Origin of the sequence: Burkholderia sp. MSMB1459WGS, from assembly GCF_001534535.1 — a bacterium.
Taxonomy (GTDB): Bacteria; Pseudomonadota; Gammaproteobacteria; order Burkholderiales; family Burkholderiaceae; genus Burkholderia.
Map to the genome: position 1 here is coordinate 181,888 of NZ_LPMU01000064.1, position 24,415 is coordinate 206,302.

Annotated in this window: 25 protein-coding genes and 2 tRNA genes; 11 read left to right on the forward strand and 16 right to left on the reverse strand. The window is 68.0% G+C overall.

Annotation, left to right across the window (positions count from 1 at the left end):
* Positions 1-23: 23 nt before the first annotated feature.
* The 8 genes from WT97_RS25655 to fdxA form a co-directional block, all read right to left on the reverse strand.
* A complete protein-coding gene (locus tag WT97_RS25655; protein WP_059501626.1) occupies positions 24-800 on the reverse strand; it encodes a DUF4088 family protein in 777 nt (258 codons plus the stop codon).
* Between the two features lie 162 nt (positions 801-962).
* The gene (locus WT97_RS25660; protein WP_043181927.1) at positions 963-1,301 is read right to left on the reverse strand and encodes an AzlD domain-containing protein; all 339 of its coding nucleotides are present in this window, start codon (positions 1,299-1,301) and stop codon (positions 963-965) included.
* Positions 1,298-2,065, reverse strand: coding sequence for an AzlC family ABC transporter permease (locus WT97_RS25665; RefSeq protein ID WP_059791500.1), 768 nt, complete (start codon positions 2,063-2,065; stop codon positions 1,298-1,300). Before WT97_RS25665 ends, WT97_RS25660 begins: the two co-directional genes overlap by 4 nt.
* A gap of 125 nt (positions 2,066-2,190) precedes the next feature.
* Entirely contained in the window at positions 2,191-3,105 is a 915-nt protein-coding gene (locus tag WT97_RS25670; RefSeq protein ID WP_060354628.1) for an AraC family transcriptional regulator, read from the reverse strand.
* Positions 3,106-3,166: 61 nt separating this feature from the next.
* On the reverse strand, positions 3,167-3,652 hold the full coding sequence (locus WT97_RS25675) for a CreA family protein (RefSeq protein ID WP_060354629.1): 486 nt from the start codon (positions 3,650-3,652) through the stop codon (positions 3,167-3,169).
* A 128-nt stretch (positions 3,653-3,780) separates the two neighbouring features.
* A tRNA-Asn gene (locus WT97_RS25680) sits at positions 3,781-3,856 on the reverse strand.
* Between the two features lie 72 nt (positions 3,857-3,928).
* Positions 3,929-4,004, reverse strand: a tRNA-Asn gene (locus tag WT97_RS25685).
* 103 nt (positions 4,005-4,107) lie between these two features.
* The gene (fdxA, locus tag WT97_RS25690) at positions 4,108-4,431 is read right to left on the reverse strand and encodes a ferredoxin FdxA (protein ID WP_009688972.1); all 324 of its coding nucleotides are present in this window, start codon (positions 4,429-4,431) and stop codon (positions 4,108-4,110) included.
* A 289-nt stretch (positions 4,432-4,720) separates the two neighbouring features.
* Between fdxA and pncB the strand changes: the two genes are divergently transcribed.
* From pncB to rmuC, 5 genes are all read left to right on the forward strand, one after another.
* A complete protein-coding gene (gene pncB / locus WT97_RS25695; RefSeq protein WP_034206754.1) occupies positions 4,721-5,920 on the forward strand; it encodes a nicotinate phosphoribosyltransferase in 1,200 nt (399 codons plus the stop codon).
* Positions 5,921-6,006: 86 nt separating this feature from the next.
* On the forward strand, positions 6,007-6,669 hold the full coding sequence (locus tag WT97_RS25700) for a lactate utilization protein C (RefSeq protein WP_060354630.1): 663 nt from the start codon (positions 6,007-6,009) through the stop codon (positions 6,667-6,669).
* Between the two features lie 44 nt (positions 6,670-6,713).
* Entirely contained in the window at positions 6,714-8,144 is a 1,431-nt protein-coding gene (locus WT97_RS25705; RefSeq protein WP_060354631.1) for a sodium:proton antiporter, read from the forward strand.
* A gap of 79 nt (positions 8,145-8,223) precedes the next feature.
* Complete coding sequence (locus WT97_RS25710) at positions 8,224-9,213, forward strand: D-glycerate dehydrogenase (protein WP_059501719.1); 990 nt, start codon at positions 8,224-8,226, stop codon at positions 9,211-9,213.
* Entirely contained in the window at positions 9,210-10,688 is a 1,479-nt protein-coding gene (gene rmuC / locus WT97_RS25715) for a DNA recombination protein RmuC (RefSeq protein ID WP_060354632.1), read from the forward strand. The genes WT97_RS25710 and rmuC overlap by 4 nt, the downstream gene beginning before the upstream one ends.
* A gap of 113 nt (positions 10,689-10,801) precedes the next feature.
* Here the strand turns inward: rmuC and WT97_RS25720 are convergent, their stop codons facing one another.
* The 6 genes from WT97_RS25720 to WT97_RS25745 form a co-directional block, all read right to left on the reverse strand.
* Positions 10,802-11,287, reverse strand: a complete 486-nt coding sequence (locus tag WT97_RS25720) for a GNAT family N-acetyltransferase (RefSeq protein WP_059791490.1) — start codon at positions 11,285-11,287, stop codon at positions 10,802-10,804.
* Entirely contained in the window at positions 11,284-11,559 is a 276-nt protein-coding gene (locus WT97_RS25725; protein WP_006476519.1) for a hypothetical protein, read from the reverse strand. The genes WT97_RS25720 and WT97_RS25725 overlap by 4 nt, the downstream gene beginning before the upstream one ends.
* A 37-nt stretch (positions 11,560-11,596) precedes the next feature.
* Positions 11,597-12,895 (reverse strand): gephyrin-like molybdotransferase Glp, encoded by a 1,299-nt coding sequence (glp, locus tag WT97_RS25730; RefSeq protein WP_060354633.1) that lies wholly within the window; start codon positions 12,893-12,895, stop codon positions 11,597-11,599.
* Between the two features lie 110 nt (positions 12,896-13,005).
* Positions 13,006-13,629 carry a molybdenum cofactor guanylyltransferase MobA gene (gene mobA / locus WT97_RS25735; protein WP_060354634.1) on the reverse strand — a complete coding sequence of 208 codons (624 nt, stop codon included), beginning with the start codon at positions 13,627-13,629 and terminating at the stop codon, positions 13,006-13,008.
* Positions 13,630-13,657: 28 nt separating this feature from the next.
* On the reverse strand, positions 13,658-14,770 hold the full coding sequence (gene moaA / locus WT97_RS25740) for a GTP 3',8-cyclase MoaA (RefSeq protein WP_059791486.1): 1,113 nt from the start codon (positions 14,768-14,770) through the stop codon (positions 13,658-13,660).
* Positions 14,771-14,901: 131 nt separating this feature from the next.
* Positions 14,902-18,021 carry an Rne/Rng family ribonuclease gene (locus WT97_RS25745; RefSeq protein WP_060354635.1) on the reverse strand — a complete coding sequence of 1,040 codons (3,120 nt, stop codon included), beginning with the start codon at positions 18,019-18,021 and terminating at the stop codon, positions 14,902-14,904.
* 720 nt (positions 18,022-18,741) lie between these two features.
* On the opposite strand from WT97_RS25745, the gene WT97_RS25750 reads away from it, so the two are divergent.
* Genes WT97_RS25750 through WT97_RS25765 form a run of 4 tightly spaced genes read left to right on the forward strand, consistent with a single transcriptional unit; the run spans position 18,742 to position 21,814 of the window.
* Complete coding sequence (locus WT97_RS25750; RefSeq protein ID WP_034206763.1) at positions 18,742-19,746, forward strand: RluA family pseudouridine synthase; 1,005 nt, start codon at positions 18,742-18,744, stop codon at positions 19,744-19,746.
* 5 nt (positions 19,747-19,751) lie between these two features.
* Positions 19,752-20,411 (forward strand): HAD-IA family hydrolase, encoded by a 660-nt coding sequence (locus tag WT97_RS25755; RefSeq protein WP_034206764.1) that lies wholly within the window; start codon positions 19,752-19,754, stop codon positions 20,409-20,411.
* Positions 20,408-20,809, forward strand: coding sequence for a Rieske 2Fe-2S domain-containing protein (locus tag WT97_RS25760; RefSeq protein WP_060354644.1), 402 nt, complete (start codon positions 20,408-20,410; stop codon positions 20,807-20,809). Before WT97_RS25755 ends, WT97_RS25760 begins: the two co-directional genes overlap by 4 nt.
* 12 nt (positions 20,810-20,821) lie before the next feature.
* Positions 20,822-21,814, forward strand: a complete 993-nt coding sequence (locus tag WT97_RS25765) for a S49 family peptidase (protein WP_059501600.1) — start codon at positions 20,822-20,824, stop codon at positions 21,812-21,814.
* A gap of 69 nt (positions 21,815-21,883) precedes the next feature.
* Here the strand turns inward: WT97_RS25765 and WT97_RS25770 are convergent, their stop codons facing one another.
* Both WT97_RS25770 and WT97_RS25775 read right to left on the reverse strand, forming a co-directional pair.
* Complete coding sequence (locus WT97_RS25770; protein WP_059501598.1) at positions 21,884-22,606, reverse strand: SAM-dependent methyltransferase; 723 nt, start codon at positions 22,604-22,606, stop codon at positions 21,884-21,886.
* Positions 22,603-23,235 (reverse strand): Maf-like protein, encoded by a 633-nt coding sequence (locus WT97_RS25775; protein WP_060354636.1) that lies wholly within the window; start codon positions 23,233-23,235, stop codon positions 22,603-22,605. The genes WT97_RS25770 and WT97_RS25775 overlap by 4 nt, the downstream gene beginning before the upstream one ends.
* Before the next feature lie 231 nt (positions 23,236-23,466).
* Here WT97_RS25775 and WT97_RS25780 point away from each other — a divergent pair, with 231 nt between their 5' ends.
* Both WT97_RS25780 and rpmF read left to right on the forward strand, forming a co-directional pair.
* Positions 23,467-24,102, forward strand: a complete 636-nt coding sequence (locus WT97_RS25780; protein ID WP_034206769.1) for a DUF177 domain-containing protein — start codon at positions 23,467-23,469, stop codon at positions 24,100-24,102.
* A 97-nt stretch (positions 24,103-24,199) separates the two neighbouring features.
* Positions 24,200-24,379, forward strand: coding sequence for a 50S ribosomal protein L32 (rpmF, locus tag WT97_RS25785; protein ID WP_006051932.1), 180 nt, complete (start codon positions 24,200-24,202; stop codon positions 24,377-24,379).
* Positions 24,380-24,415: the final 36 nt, after the last annotated feature.

The window sequence follows — 24,415 nt, forward strand, 5'->3', positions numbered from 1 at the left end:
TGCGTTGCGCGGGACGAGCGCGCTCAGGGCCGGCGCTGGCCTTGCCCCTGTCCCTGGGCCGGCCGTACGGCGGCCGGCGTGAACACGCTGCGAAGCCACGCGGCCAGGCGCGCGAAGACGTCGTACGGTTCCTCGACGAAGATCTCCGGCTTCAGCAGCCGCAGGTATTCCATGATCTGCTGCGCTTCCTGCTTCTGGAACGAGCCGTGCGCGAGCCCGAGCCGCAGCAGCCCGCGCAGTTCGCCGAGCTTGTCGCGCGCGGTGCTGCCGACGCTCATCTCGCACGCGAGCTTGGCCTCGTAGATCCGCTGCCGCAGCGATTCCGCGAGCCGCCATGCAGGCGTCTGCATCTGTTCCTCGAGCGTCTGGATGTCCTGCGCCGCGCTCTTGATCTGCGACGCGAGCGGGTCGATCAGCGACGCGTCGCCCTGCGCTTCGGCGACGATCGCCTTCGCCCAGTCGCGGCATGCCTTCGCGAGTTCGTCGGGGGTCCATTCCGAGCGCGACGCGAAGCCGAAGCCGAATTCGCTCGCCTGCCGCATCAGGATCGCGACGACGTCCGGAAATTCCTTGTCGAGCGTGCGCTTGGCCCACGCGTACTGGCCGCCCTGCAGCATCCGCTGCACGGCGTGTTCGGTCAGCGGCACCATGTTGTCGAGCAGCTTGGCGCGCAGGAAATCCTCGAACGACGGCGTCGCGAATTGCGGGTCGAGTTTCAGCGACACGCGGACGAACGCATCGTAGTCCTTGCGCAGGGACTCGAGCGTGTCGTCCTTGAGGGAAAGGGTGATCTGGCCCATGAATCGTCTCGATGGCGGCCCGCGCAAGCCGGCGCCGGCGCGGTGCACCGGGGACGGGGCACGGCGTCGACTGACCGATGCGCGCCGGGGCCGGTGGCGGGTCTTCATCTCCTATATCGGCGCACCGGGCGGAAACTTGAGCGTGCGCGACGGAGCCTGCGCTCAGGCGGGCAGCCAGTGCGGCAGTACGACCCCTTGCCACAGGAAGAACACCGCGAGCCCGGCGGCGATCGTCACGAGCGGGCGGCGGGTCGCGGCCGATACGAGCACGGCCGCGAGCGCGCCGACGAGCTGCGGGTTTCGCCAGGTCAGCTCGGCCGTGCCGCCGTGCGGCGAGACGGTCATCGGCACGATGATCGCGGTCAGTACGGTGACCGGCACGAAGCCGAGCGCGGTCCGCACGAGCGGCGGGAACGTCAGCCGCTCGCCGAACAGGAACAGCGTCGAACGGATCGCATACGTGATGACGGCCATCCCGAGGATCAGCAGCGCGTAACTCACGACGCAGCCTCCGGGCGGGAGCCGGCGCGCGTGCGATCGTGCAGCAGCGTGAGCACGACGCCGATCGCGACGCCGGCGGCGACCGCGCCGAGCAGCCCGAGCTTGTACGGCCAGCCCTGCCAGAAGTACGCGAGCGTGCCGGCCGTGGCGGCCGCCGCGAAGTAGCGCAGCGTGCCGAGTTGCGGGACGACGATCGCGATGAAGGTCGCCGCCATCGCGAAATCGAGGCCGAGCGACTGCAGGCCCGGGAATGCCGTGCCGAAGCCGATGCCCGCGAGCGTCCAGACCTGCCAGTTCAGGTACATCGCGAGCCCGGAGCCGAAAAAGTAGTGGGGGCCGATCGTACCGGGCGGGTAGTGCCGGTAGTGTCCGTAGGCGACCGCGAACACCTCGTCGGTCATCAACGCGCCAAGCGTCGCGCGCCAGCGCAGCGGCAGGTGTGCGACATAGGGCGCGAGCGTCGCGCTGTACAGCAGGTGGCGCAGGTTTACGATCAGCGTCGTGGCGAGCACGACGGCGAAACCCGCGCTGCCGGCGATCAGGCCGAGCGCGATGAACTGCGCGGAGCCCGCGAACACTGCGAGCGACATCAGCGCGCCGTGCCATGCGGCGAGCGGGCCGCCGCCGACGAGCGTGCCGAAAATCACGCCGAACGGTGCCGCGCCGATCATCATCGGAATCGTGTCGCGTGCGCCGTCGAGCCATTCGTTGAGCGGGCGGCGCGGGGGCGATGCGGGTGTCTTGTTCAAGAAGCGCTCCTCCATGAGGGGGAGGATAGCGGGCCGGTGGCGAGCCGGCTTGTATGTTCTTGCGCTCGCCGGAGCGGCGCCGGTTCGCGTGCCGGCCGGCGCGGGTCGCGGCGCGGCCGACGGCCGCGGGAAGCCGCGCGTCAGCTTGCCTGCCAGCGCCCGGGCGGCACGCCGAACATCCGTTTGAAATGCCGCGTGAAATGGCTCTGGTCGACGAAGCCGCTGGCCGCCGCGACATCGGCGACGGGGATGCCCGCGCGCAGCGGCGCCAGCGCCCGCTGCAGCCGCAGCTGATTGCGCCACGCATGCGGCGGCATGTCGACCGTACGGGTGAACAGGCGCGCCGCGTGAAACGGCGACAGGCCGGCCGCCTGCGCGACATCGTCGAGCGTCACCGTGCACGTCAGATCGGCGGCGAGCCGCTCGCGCATCGCGTCGACGCGCGGTTCGTCGGCCGCGAGCGGCGCCGGCTGCGGCCGCACGACGGCGTGGCGCGCGATCAGCGTCGACAGCGCGTCGAGCATCGCGGTTTCGGCGGCGAGCGGATCGTAGATGCGCGGCGCGCCGGTGGCCGGACCGCCGGCCGCCGGCGCGTCGGCCGACTGCACGGGCGCATGCGACGACAGCGCTTGCTCGCTGCCGGCTTCCAGCATCCGGTGCGCGAGCGTGAGCCGGGCCGCGAGATCGGCGTCGCGGATCACGTCGGGCGCAAACCACGGCGCATCCTGCGGGCGGCCCGCGATCGAACTGGCGAGTTCGCGGATGAATTCGACCGGCATGTAGCTGACGCGATAGCACCAGCCCTCGTCTGCGGCACGCGACCCCGTATGGACTTCGCCGGGATTGATCACGGGCACGGTGCCCGTTTCGGCGACATGGCCGGTGCCGCGATAGGTGAAGCGTTCCGCGCCTTCGAGAATCACGGGGATCGTGTATGCGTCGTGCCAGTGAGGCGCGAACGCGTGATCGCGATAGGTGGCCGTGAGGAGATCCGCGTCCGGCACGAGCGGCGTGCGCCAGTAGCGTGCGGAATCGGGAAGGCGGGTGGCGGACATGAGCGGGCGCGGGAGCGGTCGAACCGACAGTGTATCGCTCGCGCGCCCGGCGGGAGCGGGCTTACTTGACCGGAATCGTCGTGCCGGCCGGCATCGGCACCGCGGTGACGGCGTTCTTCGGGCTGCCGCTGACGATGCGGTCGCTGTAGGTCAGGTAGACGATCGTGTTGCGTTTCTTGTCGACCACGCGCACGACGTGCAGCGTCTTGAAGATGAACGACATGCGTTCGCTGAACACGTCGGTCTGCTGCTTGAGCGGTTCCTTGAAGCTGATCGGGCCGACCTGCCGGCACGCGATCGATGCCTCGCTCGGATCCTCGGCCACGCCGAGCGTGCCCTTGATCCCGCCGGTGCGGGCGCGCGACACGTAGCAGGTCACGCCGTTCACGATCGGATCGTCATAGGCCTCGACGACCACGCGATCGGAGCCCGTGACGCGGAAATGGGTATTGACGCTGCCGACTTCCTCCGCCTGCGCGAACGGCGCTGCAGCGAACGCGGAGAGCAGGAGGGCGAGAGGGGCGGAGAGCAGTAGGCGATGCTTCATCGACGGAACCGGATGCGAATGCGGGACAGAGACTCTAGCATGCGCGTGACCGGGCCACGAAAAGCGGAAGGGCGGAACGGCGGCCGGAAAAAACAAAAGGCCCGTCGAATGACGGGCCTTTCGCTATTTGGCTCCCCGACCTGGGCTCGAACCAGGGACCTACGGATTAACAGTCCGGCGCTCTACCGACTGAGCTATCGGGGAATAAATCGGTACATCTGCGTGTTGCTTCGTTCAACAAAAAACCCGTCCACTTTCAACGGGCCTTTGCGTTTTTGGCTCCCCGACCTGGGCTCGAACCAGGGACCTACGGATTAACAGTCCGGCGCTCTACCGACTGAGCTATCGGGGAACAAACAACAACAGCAGAGAAACGAGATTGTATGGAGTGTTCGCTAACCTGTCAATACTTTGGAGCCGCAGCGAATAAAATTTTTTCAGTCGCCGTCGTGCGATCAGCGTTCGAGCAGGTGCAGCTTGTCCTGCACGTCCTTCCACTCGTCCGCGTCGGCGGGCGCCGGCTTGGTCTTCGTGATCGACGGCCAGTTCTTCGCCAGCTCCGCGTTCAGCGCGGTGAACTGCTGCTGGTCGCCCGGAACGTCTTCTTCGGCATAGATCGCATTGGTCGGGCATTCTGCGACGCACACGGCGCAGTCGATGCACTCGTCCGGATCGATGGCGAGAAAGTTGGGACCTTCACGGAAGCAATCCACCGGGCACACATCCACGCAATCCGTGTATTTGCACTTGATGCAGCCTTCGGTCACAACGTGAGTCATTAAAACGCTCCTGCTTGGCGGTATATATGGGGTGGCGTTTGCGCCAAAAGCGGCATTGTAACTGAAGCGCAAAACCCGCATGGCGTGGTCGGCTATCCGGCTTATATCGTTTCGTGATTAGTTTATGGTGGGCGCAAGACGGACACAACCGCGCGCCGGGCACGAGCGCGATGCGGCGTGGCGGGGGGCGGTTTCGCGATGGTCCGGCACGCATTCGGGTAACATGGTCGATAAACCGGGCGGCGCGCGGTGCGTCGGGGCCGGTCACGCTATTGGCGCTGCCGTCATCATGATCATCACTTCGCTGCTCGACACGGATCTCTACAAGTTCACGATGATGCAGGTCGTCCTGCATCACTTTCCCGCTGCAAACGTCGAATACCGTTTCCGGTGCCGCACGCCCGGCGTCGATCTCGTGCCGTACATCGACGAGATTCGCGACGAGGTGCGCGGCCTGTGCTCGCTGCGCTTTTCCGACGTCGAACTCGACTATCTGCGGCGGATGCGCTTCATCAAGAGCGACTTCGTCGACTTCCTCGCGCTGTTCCACCTGAACGAGAAGTACATCTCGATCACGCCGTCGCCGAAAGGCAACGGCGAGATCGACATCGTGATCGAGGGGCCGTGGCTGCATACGATCCTGTTCGAGATCCCGGTGCTCGCGATCGTCAACGAAGTCTATTTCCGCAACACGCAGCGCGAGCCCGACTATCGCGAAGGCCGCGAACGGCTGCGCGAGAAGATCAAGCTGCTCGGCGCGAAGCCCGAATTCGCCGACTGCAAGATCGCCGACTACGGCACGCGCCGGCGCTTCTCGAAGGTCTGGCACGAGGAAGTCGCGCTCACGCTGCGCGACGGGCTCGGCCCGCAGTTCGCGGGCACCAGCAACGTGCTGTACGCGATGAAGCACGGCATCACGCCGCTCGGCACGATGGCGCACGAATACCTGCAGGCGTGCCAGGCGCTCGGCCCGCGGTTGCGCGATTCGCAGATCTACGGCTTCGAGATGTGGGCGAAGGAGTATCGCGGCGACCTCGGGATCGCGCTGTCGGACGTCTACGGCATGGACGCGTTCCTGAACGACTTCGACATGTACTTCTGCAAGCTGTTCGACGGCGCGCGCCACGATTCGGGCGATCCGTTCGACTGGGGCGAGCGGATGCTGCGTCATTACGAGGCGAACCGGTGCGACCCGCGCACCAAGGTGCTCGTGTTCTCGGACGCGCTCGACATTCCGAAGGTCATGCAGCTGTACGAACGGTTCCGCGGCCGCTGCAAGCTTGCGTTCGGCGTCGGCACCAACCTCACCAACGATCTCGGCTACGTGCCGCTGCAGATCGTGATCAAGATGGTTCGCTGCAACGGCCAGCCGGTCGCGAAGCTGTCGGATTCGCCGGGCAAGAGCATGTGCGACGACAAGGCGTATCTCGCGTACCTGCGCCAGGTGTTCGGCATCGCGCAGCCGGTCGAGGAAGACGCGTCGAAGTAGGCGCCGGCCGTTCGGCCGAAGGTGTGTCGCAGCAGGGGTGGCCGGTATAATCCGACGTATTGCACGCAACGTCACGAGGACCGTTCATGGACACTTCCGCTGCCCGTCGCCAGATCCTCGCGCGCATCCGCGCGGCGCAGGGGCGCGCGGCCGAATCCGATGCAGCGGAGCGCGACGGCGTCGCCGACTACCTTGCCCGTCATCCGCAAGGCCCGCGCCCGCCGGTGCCGGCCGACCTCGTCGCCGCTTTCGTCGACGAAGCGCAGCGCCTGTCGACCACGGTCGACGAAGTCGCGACGCTGGCCGACGTGCCTGCCGCCGCCGCCCGCTATCTTGCCGCTCACGGCCTGCCGGCTCAGGCCATCGCATGGCGCACGCTGGCCGATCTCGACTGGGCCGCCGCCGGCCTGTCGGTCGAGTGCCGCAAGCCGCGCGACGGCGATCTCGTCGGCCTGACCGGCTGCTTTTGCGCGACCGCCGAAACGGGGTCGCTGGTATTGCTGTCCGGCCCCGACACTTACGCATCGGCTGGCCTGCTGCCGGAAACCCACATCGCGATCGTGCCGGCGTCGCGCATCGTCGCCGGTCATGAAGACGCGTTCGCGCTGATTCGCGCGGAGCGCGGCGAACTGCCGCGCGCGGTCAATTTCGTGTCGGGCCCGTCGCGCACCGGCGACATCGAGCAAACGATCATTCTGGGTGCACACGGTCCGTACCGCGTGCACGCGATCGTCGTACGGGGCGCATGACGCGCCCGCTGCCTTCACCCTTATTTCGAACAAGGAAGTTTCGCATGAAACGACATGCCGCCTGGGCGGGCATGGCGTCGGGAATCGCGCTTGGCGCCGCTCCCGCGCTCGCATCGGCCGCCACGCTCGACGGTGCCACGCTGTCGGCGCTCTGGGGGATCCCATTCGCCGGGATCCTGCTGTCCATCGCGCTGTTTCCGCTCGTCGCCCCCGTGTTCTGGCATCACCACTTCGGCAAGATCGCCGCCGGCTGGGCGATCGTGTTCCTCGCGCCGTTCGCGGTCGCGTTCGGCGCCGGCACCGCGTTCGGCACGCTCGTGCATGCGCTGCTCGAGGAATACATTCCGTTCATCGTGCTGCTCACCGCGCTCTATACGGTCGCGGGCGGCATCTGCGTGAACGGCAACCTGCATGGGTCGCCGAAACTGAATACCGCGATCCTCGCGCTCGGCACGCTGCTCGCGAGCGTGATGGGCACGACGGGTGCCGCGATGCTGTTGATCCGGCCGCTCCTGCGCGCCAACGACAACCGCAAGCATGTCGTGCACGTCGTGATCTTCTTCATCTTCCTCGTCGCGAACGCGGGCGGCTCGCTGTCGCCGCTCGGCGATCCGCCGCTGTTCCTCGGCTTCCTGAACGGCGTGAGCTTCTTCTGGACGACCACGCATCTCGCGCTGCCGATGCTGTTCATCTGCGTGGTGCTGCTGACGCTGTTCTTCGCGCTCGATACGTATTTCTACCGGAAGGGCGGCGAGGAGCGGCCGGCCGCGCTCGATCCGACGCCCGACGGTGCGGCGCTGTCGATCGACGGCAAGATCAACTTCGTGCTGCTGGCGGCCGTGATCGCGCTCGTGCTGATGAGCGGCGTGTGGAAGCCGGGCATCTCGTTCGACGTGTGGGGCACGCACGTCGCGTTGCAGAATCTCGTACGCGACGTCGCGCTCGTGGCGGTGACGCTCGTGTCGCTCGCGCTGACGCCGCGTTCCGCGCGCGAGGGCAACGCGTTCAACTGGGCGCCGATCGAGGAGGTCGCGAAGCTGTTCGCCGGCATCTTCGTGACGATCGCGCCGGTGATCGTGATCCTGCGCGCGGGGGCGGACGGCGCGTTCGCGCAGATCGTCCATCTCGTCACGGGGCCCGACGGCAAGCCGATCGATGCGATGTACTTCTGGGCGACGGGCATCCTGTCGTCGTTCCTCGACAATGCGCCGACCTATCTCGTGTTCTTCAACCTCGCGGGCGGCGATGCGCAGACGCTGATGACGACCGGCGCATCGACGCTCGCCGCGATTTCCGCCGGCGCGGTGTTCATGGGCGCGAACAGCTATATCGGCAACGCGCCGAACTTCATGGTGAAGGCGATCGCCGAATCGCGCGGCGTGAAGATGCCGAGTTTCTTTGCGTACCTCGGCTGGGCGCTCGTCGTGCTGATACCGGTATTCCTGCTGACGTCGTGGCTTTTCTTCCCGGCGTAAGCTGACGATTTTCAACCCCGAGCGGGCGGTCCCGGCGGCGCACGGCGCTACGACCCGTCCGCGGCATGCGGAGATGGCGATGCAGAAGATCCTGGTCGCGCGTCCGATCTTTCCGGACGTGATCGAACGGCTCGAGCAGTATTTCGAAGTCGACTGGAACGACGGCGACGTGCTCACGCCCGACGCGCTCGCCGCGCGTCTGGCCGACAAGGACGGCGCGCTGACGGCCGGCGACCCGGTCGGCGCGGCGACGCTCGCGGCCGCGCCGCGCCTGCGCGTCGTGGCGAACATGGCGGTCGGCTACAACAACTTCGACATGGCCGCGTTCAACGCCGCGAACGTGCTCGGCACCAACACGCCCGACGTGCTGAACGAGTCGACCGCCGATTTCGGCTGGGCGCTGATGATGGCCGCCGCGCGTCGGATCGCCGAATCCGAACACTGGCTGCGCGCCGGTCACTGGCAGAAGTGGGCGTACGACGGCTTCCTGGGTGCCGACATCTACGGCTCGACGCTCGGCGTCATCGGGATGGGCCGCATCGGCCAGGCGCTCGCGCGCCGCGCGCGCGGCTTCGGGATGCAGGTGATCTATCACAACCGGTCGCGAGTCGCGCCCGAGATCGAAGCCGAGCTCGATGCCGAATACGTGTCGAAGGATGCGCTGCTCGCGCGCGCCGATCATGTCGTGCTCGTGCTGCCGTACACGAAAGAGAACCATCACACGATCGGCGCGGCCGAGCTCGCGAAGATGAAACCCACGGCGACGCTGACCAACATCGCGCGCGGCGGGATCGTCGACGATGCGGCGCTGGCCGCCGCGTTGCGCGACGGGACGATCGCCGCGGCCGGCCTCGACGTGTACGAGGGCGAGCCGAGCGTGCATCCGGCGCTGCTCGAAGTGCCGAACGTCGTGCTGACGCCGCATATCGCGAGCGCGACCGAAAAGACGCGCCGCGCGATGGCGAATCTCGCCGCCGACAACCTGATCGCCGCGCTGGGCGAGGGGCCGCGTGCGGGGCAGCCGCCGAATCCGATCAACCCTGACGTGATCGGGAAGCCGCGCGCATGACGATGACGTTGTTGCTTGCGGCGGTCGTCGTGCTGGCCGTCGCGCTCGCGGTGGCGATCGTCGCGCTCGTGCGCGGCGGCGGCCGCCACGACGACGCGGCCGTGCTCGGCGACCGGATCGAGGATGCCGCGCATGCGCAGGCGCGCGCGGTCGAGCGGCTCGAACGCGAATTACGCGGCGAGATCGTCGAAAATGCGCGCGGGTCGCGTACCGAGCTGGCTGGCAGCTTTGCCCAGTTGCAGCAGACGCTCGCCGCGCAACTGACGAGCGTGGCGACCGTGCAGAACAGCCAGATCGAGGGGTTCGCGCAGCAGCTCGGCAAGCTCGTCGCCGGCAATGTGCAGCAGTTCGATGCGATGCGCGAGAGCGTGCAGCGCCAGGCCCAGCAGGCGCGCGACGAACAGACGGGCGCGCTGCGGCTGTTCGGCGACACGTTGAACCGGCAGCTCACGCAACTGACCGAGGCGAACGACCGCCGGATCGGCGAAGTGCGTGCGACGCTCGAACAGCGGCTGAAGGAAATCGAGACGAACAACGCGGCGAAGCTCGAGGAGATGCGCCGCACCGTCGACGAGAAGCTGCACGCGACGCTCGAGCAGCGGCTCGGCGAATCGTTCAAGCTCGTGTCGGACCGGCTCGAACAGGTGCATCGCGGGCTCGGCGAGATGCAGACGCTCGCGGCCGGCGTCGGCGACCTGAAGAAGGTACTGACCAACGTGAAGACGCGCGGCACCTGGGGCGAAGTGCAGCTCGAGGCGCTGCTGGAACAGATGCTGACGCCCGACCAGTACGCGAAGAACGTCGCGACGGTGCCGAAGAGTACCGAGCGCGTGGAATTCGCGATCCGGCTGCCGGGCCGCGCTGCCGGCACGCGCGACGCGCCGCCGGTGTGGCTGCCGATCGACGCGAAATTCCCGCGCGAAGACTACGAGCGGTTGATCGACGCGCAGGAGCGCGCCGATGCGGTGGCCGTCGAGGAGGCGGCGCGTGCGCTCGAGGCGCGGGTGCGGATGGAAGCGCGCACGATCGCCGAGAAGTACGTCGCGCCGCCGCACACGACCGATTTCGCGCTGCTGTTCCTGCCGACCGAGGGGCTCTATGCGGAGATCCTGCGCCGCCCGGGGCTGACCGACCTGCTGCAGCGCGACTATCGTGTGACGGTCGCCGGGCCGACCACGCTCACCGCCCTGTTGAACAGCCTGCAGATGGGGTTCCGCACGCTCGCGATCGAGCAGCGCTCGAGCGAGGTGTGGCAGGTGCTCGGTGCGGTCAAGACGGAGTTCGGCAAGTTCGGCGACGTGCTCGCGCGCACGAAGGCGCAGCTCGAAACGGTCACGCGTTCGATCGAGTCTGCCGAGCAGCGCACGCGTGTGATGAGCCGCAAGCTGAAGCAGGTCGAGGCGCTGCCGGGCGATGCGGCGGCCGGCCTGCTCGGCGCGGAAGGGGCCGAAGGCGCCGATGCGGACGACGCGTGACGCGCGTTGGCGGCTGATCTGCCCTAGCATTCCTGAACCGTCCAACTTCTGGGGTTCAGTTTACGCGGCGCCCGTTTTCGTTGGCGGCGGTCGCCGGCGCGGCCGGCTCGCGCTCAATGCGCGGCGAGCGTGCCCAGCGCGTCGCCCGTCACGCGCACGATGCGCCACTCCGGCAGCACGGTTGCCCCCATTTTTTCGTAGAAATCGATCGCCGGCTGGTTCCAGTCGAGGACCGACCATTCGAAGCGCGCGCAACGGCGCTCGACGGCGAGTGCCGCGAGATGACGCAGCATCGCGGTGCCGAGGCCCGTGCCGCGCTGCGACGGCTGCACGTACAGATCCTCGAGATAGAGCCCGCGGCGGCCGAGGAACGTCGAATAGTTGTGGAAGAACAGCGCGTACGCGACGATCGCGCCGTCGCGCTCGGCCACCAGCGCTTCGGCAGCGGGGTGCTCGCCGAACAGCGCGTCGGCGAGATCGGCTTCGGCCGCGACGAACAGATGCGCGAGCTTCTCGAACTCGGCCAGCTCGCGCATCAGCGCGAGGATCGCGCCGATGTCGCGCGGGTCGGCCGCGCGGATCAGCGGCGTGCCGCTCACGCTTCCTCCGGCGGATCGGACAGCACGATCTCGATGCCGCCGAAGCGCGACGCGACCCAGTTGTACGCATGGCACGCGATCCACAGCAGCACGAAACCGAGGATCGCGTTCAGCAGCAGTGCGCTCAGGATCGTGCTCAACTCGACCATCCCGTAACGGATATACGCGACGAGAATGCCGAGCAGCACGATCGGCACGCTGAACGTCAGGTAGACGAGGATCAGCGCCTTTGCGGTCTGCCCCGCGGCGATCGACGAGATTTGTTTCTTCATGTGCGGATTGCCCCCGTAGTGATATACCGATTGGAATTCAGACCAGGCCGTCGAGCGGCAGGATGTCGACCGGGGCGCCCGCGTCGACTGCCGCGGTATCGTGGCCCAGGACGATGAAACAGTTGGCGGCTGCGAGACCGCTCAGCGACGCGGAGCTTTGCGATCCGGCCGGTGCGACGTGCCATTGGCCGTCGGCGGCGCGCGTCGCGATGCCGCGCAGGTATTCGGTGCGGCCGGGACGCGTCTTCAACGGCTGCGTACTGAGCGCCGTGTACATGGCCGGCGGCGGCGTCTGCGCGCCGGCCAGCGTCAGAAGTGCGGGGCGCACGATCGCGTAAAACGTCACGGCGGAGGCGACCGGATTGCCGGGCAGCCCGAAGAACAGCGCGTGGCCGGCGCTGTCGCCCTCGCGTGCGAGCGTGCCGCACGCGAGCGGCCGGCCGGGCCGCAGCGCGAGACTGGCGAACGTCACGTCGCCGAGCCGCGCCATCACGTCGCGCGTGAAGTCGGCTTCGCCGACCGACACGCCGCCCGACGTGATGACCGTATCGGCCTGCGCGGCGATGGCGTCGCGCAATGCGGCCTCGAGCGCGGCCGGGTCGTCGCGGACGATTCCGAGATCGATCGTGTCCACGTGCAGCCGTTCGAGCATCGCGATCAGCATCCCGCGATTGCTGTCGTACAGCGCGCCGCGGCCGAGCGGTTCGCCGGGCTCGCGCAGCTCGTCACCGGTCGAGAACACGGCGACGCGCACACGCCGGCGCACCGTGACGTCGGTGACGCCGAACGACGCGAGCAGGCCCAGATCCGATGGCCGCAGGATACGGCCGGCGGCCAGCGCGCAGGCGCCGCGTGCGAGATCCTCGCCGGCCTTGCGGCAGTTCGCGCCGCGCGCGACGTCGCGCGCGGCGAAGCGAATCGTGTCGCCATCGACGCGTACGCGTTCCTGCGGAATCACCGTGTCGCATCCGGCCGGCATCGGCGCGCCCGTCATGATCCGCACGCAGGCATGGGCCGCCACGCCGCCGTCGAACGGATGGCCGGCGAACGCGGTGCCGGCGACCGTCATCGCGACCTCGCCCTGCGCCGATGCGAATGCTGCGCTGCTGCCGTCGAACGCATAGCCGTCCATTGCCGAGTTGTCGTACGCGGGAATGTCGAACGGTGCGCTCACGTCGGCCGCGAGCACGCGGTCGAGCGCATCGCGCAGCGTCACCGTGTCGTATGCGTCGACCGGCGCCGCGAAGCGGCACGCGAGCGCCTGTGCGTCGGCGAGCGACAGCGGGGCATCGGGGCCGGGTGCGGTTCGGGAAGCGGGCGAGGATTGCGTGATCATCAGTCGGACTGCGCCGCAAGGCGTATCGGGTTCGTGGCCGGTGGCGCGAGGAGGGTGCCTGGGCGCGGGTTTCGCGTGCGGCGGGCGCCGGGCGGGAACGGCGCGAGCCGTCAGCGGCGGGCTAGCGCGGCGAGTTCCTGCCAGGAGTTGGCATTGTAAAACGCACGCTCGTCGCGAAACTCGACTTCGACCGTCTTGTGGCGTGCGTACCACGCACGCACCTTGCGGTCGCCTGCCGCGAGCCGGGTGGCCAGGTCGTCGGCCAGCGACGTGCGCAGCAGTGCGAACGTCGGCTGCGGCGAGCGCATCTGCTGCGCGTCGACGGTAACCGCCATCGCGATGTCGGCCTGCTGCGCGTCGAGTGCCGCATGCAGCCGCGCGACGAGGTCGGCGGGCAGATAGGGCGTATCGCATGGCGAGCACGCGAGCAGCGGCGCGCGCGCCGCGCGCATGCCGGCAAGCAGGCCCGCGAGCGGCCCGGGGAAGTCGGAGGTTTCGTCGGCGACGATGCGCGCGTCGAACGGCGCACCGAGTTCGGCATAGCGATCGGCATGGCGATTCGCGCTGATCAGCGTCTCGTCGACCTGCGGCGACAGCCGGCGCAGCACGTGCAGCGCGAGCGGCGTACCGTCGAGCAGTTGCAGGCCCTTGTCGACGCCGTCCATGCGGGTCGCGCGCCCGCCTGCGAGCAGCAGGCCGGCGATCGACGGAGAGGCGGACGCGGGAGCGGACATCGGGCGCGGGCGGAAAGAGCGGCGTGCGTCAGCCGCCGATATACGACATTTCGACGCGCTTGCCGGCGCCTTCGGGCGCGGCGTCGGACGAGGCGCTGCCGCGCAGCTGCGAATAGCGGTCGGTGCGCGCCTGCCAGATGCGGGCGATCGCGGTCGCGATCTCGGCATCGCTTGCGCCGCCGCGCACGAGCGCACGCAGGTCGTGGCCGGTCGACGCGAACAGGCACAGGTACAACTTGCCTTCGGTCGACAGTCGCGCGCGCGTGCAGTCGCCGCAGAAGGCTTGCGTGACGCTCGAGATCACGCCGATCTCGCCGCTGCCGTCCGCATAGCCCCAGCGCTGCGCGGTTTCGGCCGCCGTGTGCGGCTCGAGCGGCACGAGCGGGAAGTGTTCGGCGATACGTGCGACGACGTCCGCCGACGGCAGCACCTCGGTCATGTTCCAGCCGTTCGACGTGCCGACGTCCATGTATTCGATGAAACGCAGGATCACGCCGGTGCCGCGGAACCGCTCGGCCATCGGCAGGATCTCGCCGTCGTTGGTGCCGCGCTTCACGACCATGTTGACCTTGACCGGCGCGAGGCCCGCGGCCTGCGCGGCGAAGATGCCGTCGAGCACGTCGGCGCTGGCGAACTCGGCATCGTTCATGCGCTTGAACAGCGTATCGTCGAGCGCATCGAGGCTGACCGTGACGCGCGTGAGCCCGGCGTCCTTCAGCGCGCGCGCCTTGCGGGCGAGCAGCGAGCCGTTGGTCGTCAGCGTCAGGTCGAGCGGGCGGCCGGCGTGCGTCGTCAGACGCGCGAGCCGCTCGATCAGGAATTCGAGGTTCTTGCGCAGCAGCGGCTCGCCGCCCGTGATGCGGATCTTCTCGACACCGTGTGCGACGAAGAGCCGCGCCACGCGCTCGATTTCCTCGTGCGTGAGCAGCGCGCTGTGCGGCAGGAACGGGTAGTCCTTGTCGAAGACCGCGCGCGGCATGCAGTACACGCAGCGGAAATTGCAGCGATCCGTCACCGAAATGCGCAGGTCGCGCAGCGGCCTGGCGAACGTGTCGGCCAGCGTGCCGTCGGGGGCATGCGCGACGCCGGAGACGTCCGGCATCCCGCTGACGTTGGCGAGAGGAATGATGCGTCGGGACATGTTGGAAGAAGTGCAGACCAGACTGCTATTTTAGCCGCAACCGGCCGGCGGGTCCGGTGGGCGGAAACCCGCAGCGCGGACATGAAAAAGCCCGCCGGAGGCGGGCTTTTCCTGGTCGTGCGATGCGCCGTTCAGTGGTGCGTCGTTTCGACTTGCTGCATCGGGGCCGTATCGACCGGCGGCAGCACCTTGCGCTCGCGCGGCACGCGGGCCGGGCGCGGGAGTCGCGACGCGGCTTCCTGCGCGGCCGCGAACTTGTCGGCGTCCGTGTTCACCCAGACGAGACCGGCCTGCTCCAGCACGGCATCCAGGCTCGCCGAAGCGGGCGCGGCTGCCGGTTGCGCGGGAGCGGCAGCCGGTGTCGGGGCGGGAGCCGGTGCCGGTGCAGCGACGGCCTCGGCCGGTGCTGCCTCGACCGGCGCCTCGACCGCCACCGGAGCGGCTTCGGTCGCGACGGCCGGTGCGGCTGGCTCGATGGGCGCGGCTTGCGGCGCTTCGACAGCGGCCGGTGCGGCTGCCGGCACTTCGAACGCATCGGTCGGCGACACCGCGACCGGCGCCGGGCCGGCTTCCGGGACCGCCGGTGCGACCGGTGCCGGTTCGGCTGCCTCGACGGCGACGACAGGCTCGGCCGGCGCGGCCGGTGCCGCTTCGGCTGCCGGTGCCGGCTGCGCTTCGACGGCGGCCGGAGCGGCATGCTGCTCGGCGACGGCTTCCGCGGCGACCGCACTTGCAACGGCCGCGGCGACTGCCGGTGCGGCCGTGTGGGCCGGCTCGGCTGCGACCGGTGCGTTCGGCGTCACGGCTTGCGCTGCGACTTCGCCTTCGGCGCCTTGCTCGGCCTGGTCGACTGCGCCATCTTCCTCGCGCTCGCGACGACCGCCGCGGCGGCCGCGACGGCGACGGCGGCGTTCTTCGCCGTCACGTGCGCCAGCTTCCGCATCGGCTGCCGGTTCCGCGCCGGGCAGGGCTTCTGCGACGGCCTTGTCGGTTTCCGGTTCCGGGTGGTTTTCGCCGCGGGTGACGGTTTCGAGCGTGGCCGCATGCTGGGTCGGCTTACGGCGTTCGCCGCGCTCGCGACGCTCGCCGCGTTCCTGTCGCTCGCCACGGCCGGCTGCTTCGACGCCTTCCGGCTGTTCGACACGCTCGCGCGGTTCGCGGTTTTCACGCGGTTCGCGCGGCTCACGGCCTTCGCGCGGCTCGCGGCCTTCGCGCGGGCCACGGCCCTCGCGACCCTCGCGGTTTTCCCGGCCTTCGCGCAGTTCACGACCCTCGCGCGGCTCACGGCCTTCACGCGGTTCGCGCACTTCCTTGCCTTCGCGTTCCTGGCGTTGCGGCTGGCCACGGCCCGCCGCTGCCTGATCGCGGCCGCCCTGCGCCTGCTGGGCGCCGCCGCGACGGTTGCGATTGCGATCGCCGCCGCGCTGCTCGGTCTTTTCGGTGCGCTCGCGAGCCGGACGGGCTGCCTGCTCCTTCGCCGGTGCCGGCGCGACCGGTGCGGGTGCCGGTGCCGGCGACACGCCGAACAGACCTTTCAGCCAGCCGATGAAGCCACCGCTTGCCGAGGCGACGGGCGCCGCCGGGGCCGCAACGGGCTCGACCGGACGCTGCGGGGCCGGGCTCGGCGCCGGACGCTCGGGCGTGATGCCCTTCACCGCGGCTTCCTGCTTCGGCTTCACTTCGGCCGCACGCTTGCTGTAGCCGGTTTCCGACTCGAGCTCGCGGGCCGCTTCCTCGGCCATCTTCCAGGACGCGCGCGGATCGTCGAGGCGCGCGTCGTCGTGACGCAGGCGCTCGAGCTTGTAGTGCGGCGTATCGAGGTGCTTGTTCGGGATCAGCACGATGCCGACCTTGAAGCGCGACTCGATCTTGTTGATTTCCTGACGCTTTTCGTTCAGCAGGAAGGCGGTCACCTCGACCGGCACCTGGCAGTGGATCGCCGCGGTGTTTTCCTTCATCGCTTCTTCCTGAATGATCCGCAGGACCTGCAGCGCGGACGATTCGGTGTCGCGGATGTGGCCGGTGCCGTTGCAGCGCGGGCACGTGACGTGACTGCCTTCCGACAGCGCCGGACGCAGACGCTGGCGCGACAGTTCCATCAGGCCGAAGCGGGAGATCTTGCCCATCTGGACGCGCGCGCGGTCGTGCTTGAGCGCGTCCTTCAGGCGTTGCTCGACTTCACGCTGGCTCTTCGCCGATTCCATGTCGATGAAATCGATCACGATCAGGCCGCCGAGGTCGCGCAGGCGCAGCTGGCGGGCGACTTCGTCGGCCGCTTCGAGGTTCGTGCGGGTGGCCGTTTCCTCGATGTCCGCGCCCTTGGTCGCGCGCGCCGAGTTCACGTCGATCGCGACGAGCGCTTCGGTGTGGTCGATCACGATCGCGCCGCCGGACGGCAGCGGGACCGTGCGCGAGTACGCGGTTTCGATCTGGTGCTCGATCTGGAAGCGGGAGAACAGCGGCACGTCGTCGTGGTAGCGCTTCACTTTCGCGACGTTGTCCGGCATCACGATGTCCATGAATGCCCGGGCCTGATCGTGGATTTCATTCGTATCGATCAGGATTTCGCCGATATCCGGCTGGAAATAGTCGCGGATCGCGCGGATCACGAGGCTCGATTCCAGATAGATCAGCATCGGCTGGCCGGCGTTGCCGCTTTGCGACGCGGCCTCGATCGCGCGCCACAGTTGCAGCAGGTAGTTCAGGTCCCACTGCAGTTCCTCGGCGCTGCGGCCGATGCCCGCGGTACGGGCGATCATGCTCATGCCGTCCGGAATCTGCAGTTGCGCCATCGTTTCGCGCAGTTCCTGGCGCTCGTCGCCTTCGATCCGGCGCGACACGCCACCGCCGCGCGGGTTGTTCGGCATCAGCACGAGGTAACGGCCGGCGAGCGAGATGAAGGTGGTGAGGGCGGCGCCCTTGTTGCCACGCTCTTCCTTCTCGACCTGGACGATCAGTTCCTGGCCTTCGCGCAGGGCATCCTGAATGCGCGCGGAGCGCATGTCGATGCCGTCCTTGAAGTACTGGCGGGCGACTTCCTTGAACGGCAGGAAGCCGTGGCGGTCTTCGCCGTAGTTGACGAAGCACGCTTCGAGCGACGGCTCGATACGGGTGATGACACCTTTGTAGATATTGCCTTTGCGCTGTTCGCGCCCGGCGGTTTCGATGTCGATGTCGATGAGCTTTTGCCCATCGACGATGGCGACGCGCAGCTCCTCCTGCTGCGTCGCATTGAACAGCATGCGTTTCATGAACGGCTCCAGGCGGCTCCGCTGCCGGCGCCTCGCGGTTGTCAGGCGCGAGGGCGGGAACGACGGCAGGCCGCACCTTGTTGTGTTGTCACGAGCACGCTGGAGCGGGAACGCTGGCGGGGAGAATTGCCTGAAGAGGCGCTTGGGCCCGAAAGACGGGGCCGGCGGCCATAGGGCACCTGCGAATACGGCTTCAAAGCACGGCGTTCACACACCGCACGCTGCAAAAGCGCGCTAAGCCTGTCCGGGCATTGCCACGGGCGCGCACAATGCGTCGCGCGCGCCGACGGGCGGCAGATGCTGCGGCTTTGGCCGCAGCGGGGAGTATCGAATCCAGCCCGACTTTCCCGCTTGGGGTGTACTTCCCTGGTTTGACGTCGCCAAGCCCCGCACGCTTCGCGGGGCCAAATCGGGCGCAACGCCGTAATTTTCGCAACCGGCAGCCTGCGGACGTACTTCGCGCCGCCGGGCTGCCGATCAAATTCTTTTCAACCAACTTTCCGTTACCGCGGCGCCTTGCCGACCGAATCCGCCTGTGGGCGCGATCCTTGCCGACGGGCGGCGCCGTGCGTGCAACTTGCTGCTTCTCTTTGATTAGGGGCGAGCAGCGGACCCCCGGCGCAAGTAAAATACCAGTTTGCGCTTGCGCCTTGCCCAATTCAGCCGGGGCCGGCCGATCAGGCCACCCACAACGTCAGGCTGGGCAAAATTATATTCAGTATGAATGAGTTAGGCAAAATATCCCAGAATTCGGTCGCAAGCGGCCAGGTATCGACGATCGAGATCGACGAAAACTCGGCCGGTCAGCGGATCGACAATTTCCTGTTGCGCGTCTGTAAAGGCGTGCCGAAAAGCCATATTTACCGGATCCTGCGCAGCGGCGAAGTGCGGGTCAACAAGGGCCGGATCGATGCGCAGTACCGCCTGGCGCTCGGCGACCTCGTCCGCGTGCCGCCGGTGCGCGTGGCCGCGGCCGATCTCGCGCGCGCCGACACGCCCGTCGTGCCGCCCGCGAATTTCGACGTGCTGTACGAGGACGACGCGATGCTCGTCATCGACAAACCGGCCGGCGTCGCGGTCCACGGCGGCAGCGGCGTCGCGTTCGGCGTGATCGAGCAGATGCGTCAGGCGCGCCCGCGTGCGAAATTCCTCGAACTGGTGCACCGGCTCGACCGCGAGACGTCCGGGATCCTGATGCTCGCGAAGAAGCGCACGGCGCTCGTGGGCCTGCACGAGCAGATCCGCGAGAACCGGATGGACAAGCGCTACTTCGCGTGCGCGCACGGCGAATGGCAGCCCGACTGGGGCCGGCGCCGCGCAGTGAAGGCGCCGCTGTTCAAGTATTCGACCCCGGAAGGGGAGCGCCGCGTGCGTGTGCAGGACGACGGGCTACCGTCGCATACGGTGTTCAACCTCGTCGACCGCTGGTCCGACTATGTGCTCGTCGAAGCGGAACTCAAAACGGGTCGGACCCATCAGATCCGGGTGCACCTCGCGCATCTCGGCCTGCCGATCGCGGGCGACGCCAAGTATGGCGATTTCGCACTGAACAAGGCGCTGGCGCGCGCGAATGCGCAGCCGTCGTTGAAACGGATGTTCCTGCATGCGCACCGGCTGCGGCTTGCTCATCCGCTGACCGGCGAGGCGCTGCAGTTCGACGCGCCGCTGCCGGCCGAATGCCGGCGCTTTCTCGACCAACTCAGCGCATTGCGCGATACCGCCTGAACCGCATGGCCCGACAGCAATTTGACCTGATCGTCTTCGACTGGGACGGTACGCTGATGGATTCGACTGCGCACATCGCGCACAGCATCCAGGCCGCGTGCCGCGATCTCGGCCTGCCCACGCCGTCCGACGAGGCTTCCCGCTACGTGATCGGCCTTGGCCTGCGCGATGCGCTGCGGATCGCGGCTCCGACCCTCGATCCGTCCGACTACGCGCGGCTGGCCGAGCGCTACCGCTACCACTATCTGCTCGACGACCAGCGCATCGAGCTGTTCGCCGGCGTGCGCGAGCTGCTCGCCGAGCTGCGTGACACGGGCTATCTGCTCGCCGTCGCGACCGGCAAGGGGCGGGTAGGGCTGAACCGAGTGCTCGACCAGTCGAAGCTGACGAGTTGGTTCGACGCGACGCGCTGCGCGGACGAGACGTTCTCGAAACCGCATCCGGCGATGCTGCACGAGTTGTCGCGGGAATTGGGGCAGGACCTGTCGCGCACCGTGATGATCGGCGACACCACGCACGACCTGCAAATGGCCGCCAGCGCCGGCGCGGCAGGCGTCGGGGTGTCGTACGGTGCGCACACGGCCGACGCGCTGGCGGCGCTCGCGCCGCGCTTCGTCGCGCCGGACGTCGGCGCGCTGGCCGCATGGCTGCGGGAGCACGCATGAGCGCGGCGCCGGACGCCGTGCGCGTGTGCGCATCGGACGCGCTGATCGACGGCGGCGCCGGCGTGCGCGTCGACGCGACGCTGCGCGGCGAGCCGGCCGTCGTGTTCTTCGTGCGCTACGATGGCCGCCCCTACGGCTACCTGAATCGCTGTGCGCATGTGCCGATGGAGCTCGACTGGGCCGAAGGGCAGTTCTTCGAGTCGTCGGGTCTCTATCTGATGTGCGCGACGCACGGCGCGATCTATGCGCCGGATACCGGCAAGTGCGTCGGCGGCCCGTGCCGCGGCGGCCGCCTGCGGCCGGTCGAGGTCGACGAGCGCGACACGCCCGACGGGCGTGCGGTATTCTGGGTGCCCGATGCCGATCTGCATCCTGCCACTCCCGCCACGACCGACTGACGACACCATTGCATGGCCGACCAACCGAATTCCCCGGATTCTTCCTCCCGTCCCGACGACCGTGAACCAGGCTGGGAGCGCGCGGCGCTCGAGCGGATCGCGCTCGCGGCCGTCAAGGAGCAGCGCGCGGCACGGCGCTGGAAGATCTTCTTCCGCTTCGCGTTTCTCGGCGTGTTCGTGCTGCTCGCGTTCGCGCTGATCGATTTCTCGAGCGATTCGAAGTTTTCGTCGAGCGGGCGGCATACGGCGCTCGTGACGATCGACGGCGAAATCGCGGCCGGCGTCAACGCGAACGCCGACGACATCAACACGGCGCTCGACGCCGCGTTCGACGACGACGGCACGGTCGGCGTCGTGCTGCGGATCAACAGCCCGGGCGGCAGCCCGGTGCAGGCCGGCATGGTCTACGACGAGATCCGGCGGTTGCGCGGCAAGTATCCGAGCAAGCCGCTGTACGTCGTCGTGACCGACATGTGCGCATCGGGCGGCTATTACATCGCGTCCGCGGCCGACAAGATCTTCGTCGACAAGGCGAGCATCGTCGGGTCGATCGGCGTGCTGATGGACGGGTTCGGCTTCACCGGGCTGATGGGCAAGCTCGGGGTCGAACGGCGCCTGCATACGTCGGGAGAAAACAAGGGTTTCTACGATCCGTTCTCGCCGGAAACGCCGAAGATGGATGCGCACGCGCAGGCGCTGCTCGATCAGGTGCATGCGCAGTTCATCAAGGCCGTGAAGGATGGCCGCGGCAAGCGGCTGCACGAGACGCCCGACATGTTCTCGGGCCTGTTCTGGACCGGCGAGAAGAGCGTCGAGCTCGGGCTCGCCGACGGCTACGGCACGACCGACACGGTCGCGCGCGACGTGCTGAAGGCGCCGGATCTGGTCGACTATACGGTGAAGGAAAGCCTGACGAATCGTGTCGCGCGCAAGTTCGGCGCGGCCGTCGGGGGCGCCGCGATGAAGGCGCTGACGGCCGGCGGCGCGTCGGTCAACCTGCGCTGACGGCCGCCGGCCGACGGCAGCAATCGGCGGGCCGCGATGGCCCGCCTTTCATTTTCATCGGTCGCGGCATCAGTTCGCGAGCAGCAGGAAGATCGCGGGGCGCTTGTGCAGATTCGGCGCGGGCGCCTTTTTCCAGTCCGCCACCGTGCGGCTCGCGATCGTCTCGGTCGCAAGGGTCAGATCGGCCGCCACGCAAATCTGCGTCGACGGCGCGCAGGTCGCGACCAGCGTGTCGAGCATCGCGTGATTGCGGTACGGCGTTTCGATGAAGATCTGCGTCTGGCGCGCCTTGCGCGACAGTTGCTCGAGTTCGCGCAGGCGCTTCGCGCGCGCGGCCGCATCGACCGGCAGGTAGCCGTTGAACGCGAAACTCTGGCCGTTCAGGCCCGACGCCATCAGTGCGAGCAGGATCGAACTCGGCCCGACGAGCGGCACGACCTTCACGCCGCGCTCGTGCGCGCGGCGCACCAGCAGCGCGCCGGGGTCGGCGACTGCCGGGCAGCCGGCCTCCGACACGAGGCCGGCGTCCGCGCCGGCCAGCACGGGCGCGAGCAGCCGGTCGACGGCACCTGCCGGCGTATTCACGTTCAGCTCGCTGATCTCGATTTCCTGGATCGGACGCGTCGTGCCGATCTTCTTCAGGAACGCGCGGGTCGTTTTCGCGTTTTCGCCGATGTAATAGCCGAGCGTGCCGGCGCGCGCCTGCACGGCCGCGGGCAGCACGGCGGCGAGCATCGATTCGTCGCCTTCGCCGAGCGTGTTGGGGACAAGATAAAGCGTGCCGGCGGTCATGCGCGGTCTCCTCGGGTGATGGCAAACAGCGGGTAGTCGGCGGCGCGCAGCATCCGCGTGAGGGCGATCAGCGGCAGGCCGACGAGCGCGGTCGGGTCGTCCGAGTCGATCGCGTCGAGCAGTGCGATGCCAAGCCCTTCGGATTTCGCGCTGCCGGCCACGTCGTACGGCGTTTCCGCGCGCAGGTAGGCGTCGAGTTCGGCTTCGGGCAGCGAACGGAAGCGCACGTGCGTGACGATGTCCTCGATCTGCGCGTCGTCCGTACGGCTGTCGTACAGGCAGAGCGCGCTGTGGAATTCGACTTCGCGGCCCTGCATCGACACGAGTTGCGCGAGCGCGCGCTCATGCGTGCCGGGCTTGCCGATCTGGCGCCCGTCGAAGGTCGCGACCTGGTCCGACCCGATCACGAGCACGCCGTCCGGCGCGTCGATCGTCGCGGCCACGGCGCGCGCCTTCGCGCCGGCGAGACGCAGCGCGGTCGCGGCCGGCGTTTCGCCGGCGAGCGGGGTTTCGTCGAGGTCGGGCGACACGACGTCGAACGGTACGCCGAGGCGCTCGAGGAGCGCGCGGCGGTAGCGGGAACTGGAGGCAAGAATCAGCCGCGGCGGGCGGCGAACGGTATCCGGCATGGTCGGTTGGATCGGTGAGTCGTCAGGTGTGGCGCGGCGTTGCGCGGACGCAAGCTTAAGTGATTGACCGCAAAAGGTAAAACAGGTATGCTTTCCCGCTTTTCATCGGCAGGCTTTCGCTGTGGTGGCGCCTGCCGGGTCTTCGGAAGTAAAGTACGGCATCCCTCGATGAGCCGTACGCGAGCGGTGCCAAGCCGGATCCCGCAAGTCAGCCTGTAGGCAGGAGCGCACATGAACACTTCTTCTGGCAAACCTGCAGCAGCCCTCGATCCGCATGCGGTCGACCTGTTCGAGTTCGCTCGCAGCGGGCGGCAGGCGGCCGGGGCAGTGCGCCTCTCGCAACTGCCGCGCATGTTAAACGAAGTGCCGACGGACGCGCCGGATCGCGACACGGTCTTCACGTGGCAGGCGGAAGGGTTCACGCAGAAAGAGTTGCAGGACGACGGCGCCGACGGGCAGCAGCCGTATCTGCGCCTCGCGGTGCACGGCCATGCATGGCTCACGTGCCAGCGCTGCATGACGCCGTACGATCAGGCGTTTGACGTCGACATGACGTACCGGATCGTCGCGACCGAAGAAGAAGCAGAGGAATTTCCGCTCGACGACGATGAAGCCGATGTGATCGTGGGCTCACGCCAGTTCGATCTCGTCGACTTGATCGAAGAGGAATTGCTGCTTTCGTTGCCGCTCGTGCCCAAGCACGAGGTTTGCCCGGCAGTTCACGAAAGCCTCGTGTCGGGCGCGAGCGGTCCCGCGGAAGAGTCGGACGAGGAGTCCGACGAAGCCGGGGACGAAGGCAAACGGCCGAATCCGTTCGCAGCGCTGCAAGCGTTGAAGAAGGACGGTGACGGCACCAAGAAACACTGAGCAGTTGTGGCGCGGGAAGGCGTAGGGCTTTGGGCCAGGGTAGTTAAGCGCCGGATCGGGCTGTGTTAGAATCCGGAAAATTATTTAGGAGTTAGTCATGGCAGTCCAGCAAAACAAGAAGTCGCCGTCGAAGCGCGGCATGCATCGTTCGCACGATTTCCTGACGGCAGCGCCGCTGGCAGTCGAGCCGAGCACGGGTGAAGTGCACCTGCGTCACCACGTCAGCCCGAACGGCTACTATCGCGGCAAGAAAGTCGTCAAGACGAAGAACGACTAAGCGTCAAGTCACGCGTTGCGCGCTACGCTCGCCGTT

Coding starts and splice junctions, on each gene's coding strand:
- WT97_RS25655 (WP_059501626.1), bottom strand. CDS start 800: ATGGGCCAGATCACCCTTTCCCTCAAGGACGACACGCTCGAGTCCCTG.
- WT97_RS25780 (WP_034206769.1), top strand. CDS start 23,467: ATGAACACTTCTTCTGGCAAACCTGCAGCAGCCCTCGATCCGCATGCG.
- WT97_RS25670 (WP_060354628.1), bottom strand. CDS start 3,105: ATGTCCGCCACCCGCCTTCCCGATTCCGCACGCTACTGGCGCACGCCG.
- WT97_RS25775 (WP_060354636.1), bottom strand. CDS start 23,235: ATGCCGGATACCGTTCGCCGCCCGCCGCGGCTGATTCTTGCCTCCAGT.
- WT97_RS25765 (WP_059501600.1), top strand. CDS start 20,822: ATGGCCGACCAACCGAATTCCCCGGATTCTTCCTCCCGTCCCGACGAC.
- WT97_RS25770 (WP_059501598.1), bottom strand. CDS start 22,606: ATGACCGCCGGCACGCTTTATCTTGTCCCCAACACGCTCGGCGAAGGC.
- WT97_RS25725 (WP_006476519.1), bottom strand. CDS start 11,559: ATGAAGAAACAAATCTCGTCGATCGCCGCGGGGCAGACCGCAAAGGCG.
- WT97_RS25665 (WP_059791500.1), bottom strand. CDS start 2,065: ATGGAGGAGCGCTTCTTGAACAAGACACCCGCATCGCCCCCGCGCCGC.
- moaA (WP_059791486.1), bottom strand. CDS start 14,770: ATGTCCCGACGCATCATTCCTCTCGCCAACGTCAGCGGGATGCCGGAC.
- rmuC (WP_060354632.1), top strand. CDS start 9,210: ATGACGATGACGTTGTTGCTTGCGGCGGTCGTCGTGCTGGCCGTCGCG.
- pncB (WP_034206754.1), top strand. CDS start 4,721: ATGATCATCACTTCGCTGCTCGACACGGATCTCTACAAGTTCACGATG.
- WT97_RS25755 (WP_034206764.1), top strand. CDS start 19,752: ATGGCCCGACAGCAATTTGACCTGATCGTCTTCGACTGGGACGGTACG.
- WT97_RS25675 (WP_060354629.1), bottom strand. CDS start 3,652: ATGAAGCATCGCCTACTGCTCTCCGCCCCTCTCGCCCTCCTGCTCTCC.
- fdxA (WP_009688972.1), bottom strand. CDS start 4,431: ATGACTCACGTTGTGACCGAAGGCTGCATCAAGTGCAAATACACGGAT.
- WT97_RS25700 (WP_060354630.1), top strand. CDS start 6,007: ATGGACACTTCCGCTGCCCGTCGCCAGATCCTCGCGCGCATCCGCGCG.
- mobA (WP_060354634.1), bottom strand. CDS start 13,629: ATGTCCGCTCCCGCGTCCGCCTCTCCGTCGATCGCCGGCCTGCTGCTC.
- WT97_RS25750 (WP_034206763.1), top strand. CDS start 18,742: ATGAATGAGTTAGGCAAAATATCCCAGAATTCGGTCGCAAGCGGCCAG.
- WT97_RS25760 (WP_060354644.1), top strand. CDS start 20,408: ATGAGCGCGGCGCCGGACGCCGTGCGCGTGTGCGCATCGGACGCGCTG.
- glp (WP_060354633.1), bottom strand. CDS start 12,895: ATGATCACGCAATCCTCGCCCGCTTCCCGAACCGCACCCGGCCCCGAT.
- WT97_RS25710 (WP_059501719.1), top strand. CDS start 8,224: ATGCAGAAGATCCTGGTCGCGCGTCCGATCTTTCCGGACGTGATCGAA.
- WT97_RS25705 (WP_060354631.1), top strand. CDS start 6,714: ATGAAACGACATGCCGCCTGGGCGGGCATGGCGTCGGGAATCGCGCTT.
- rpmF (WP_006051932.1), top strand. CDS start 24,200: ATGGCAGTCCAGCAAAACAAGAAGTCGCCGTCGAAGCGCGGCATGCAT.
- WT97_RS25745 (WP_060354635.1), bottom strand. CDS start 18,021: ATGAAACGCATGCTGTTCAATGCGACGCAGCAGGAGGAGCTGCGCGTC.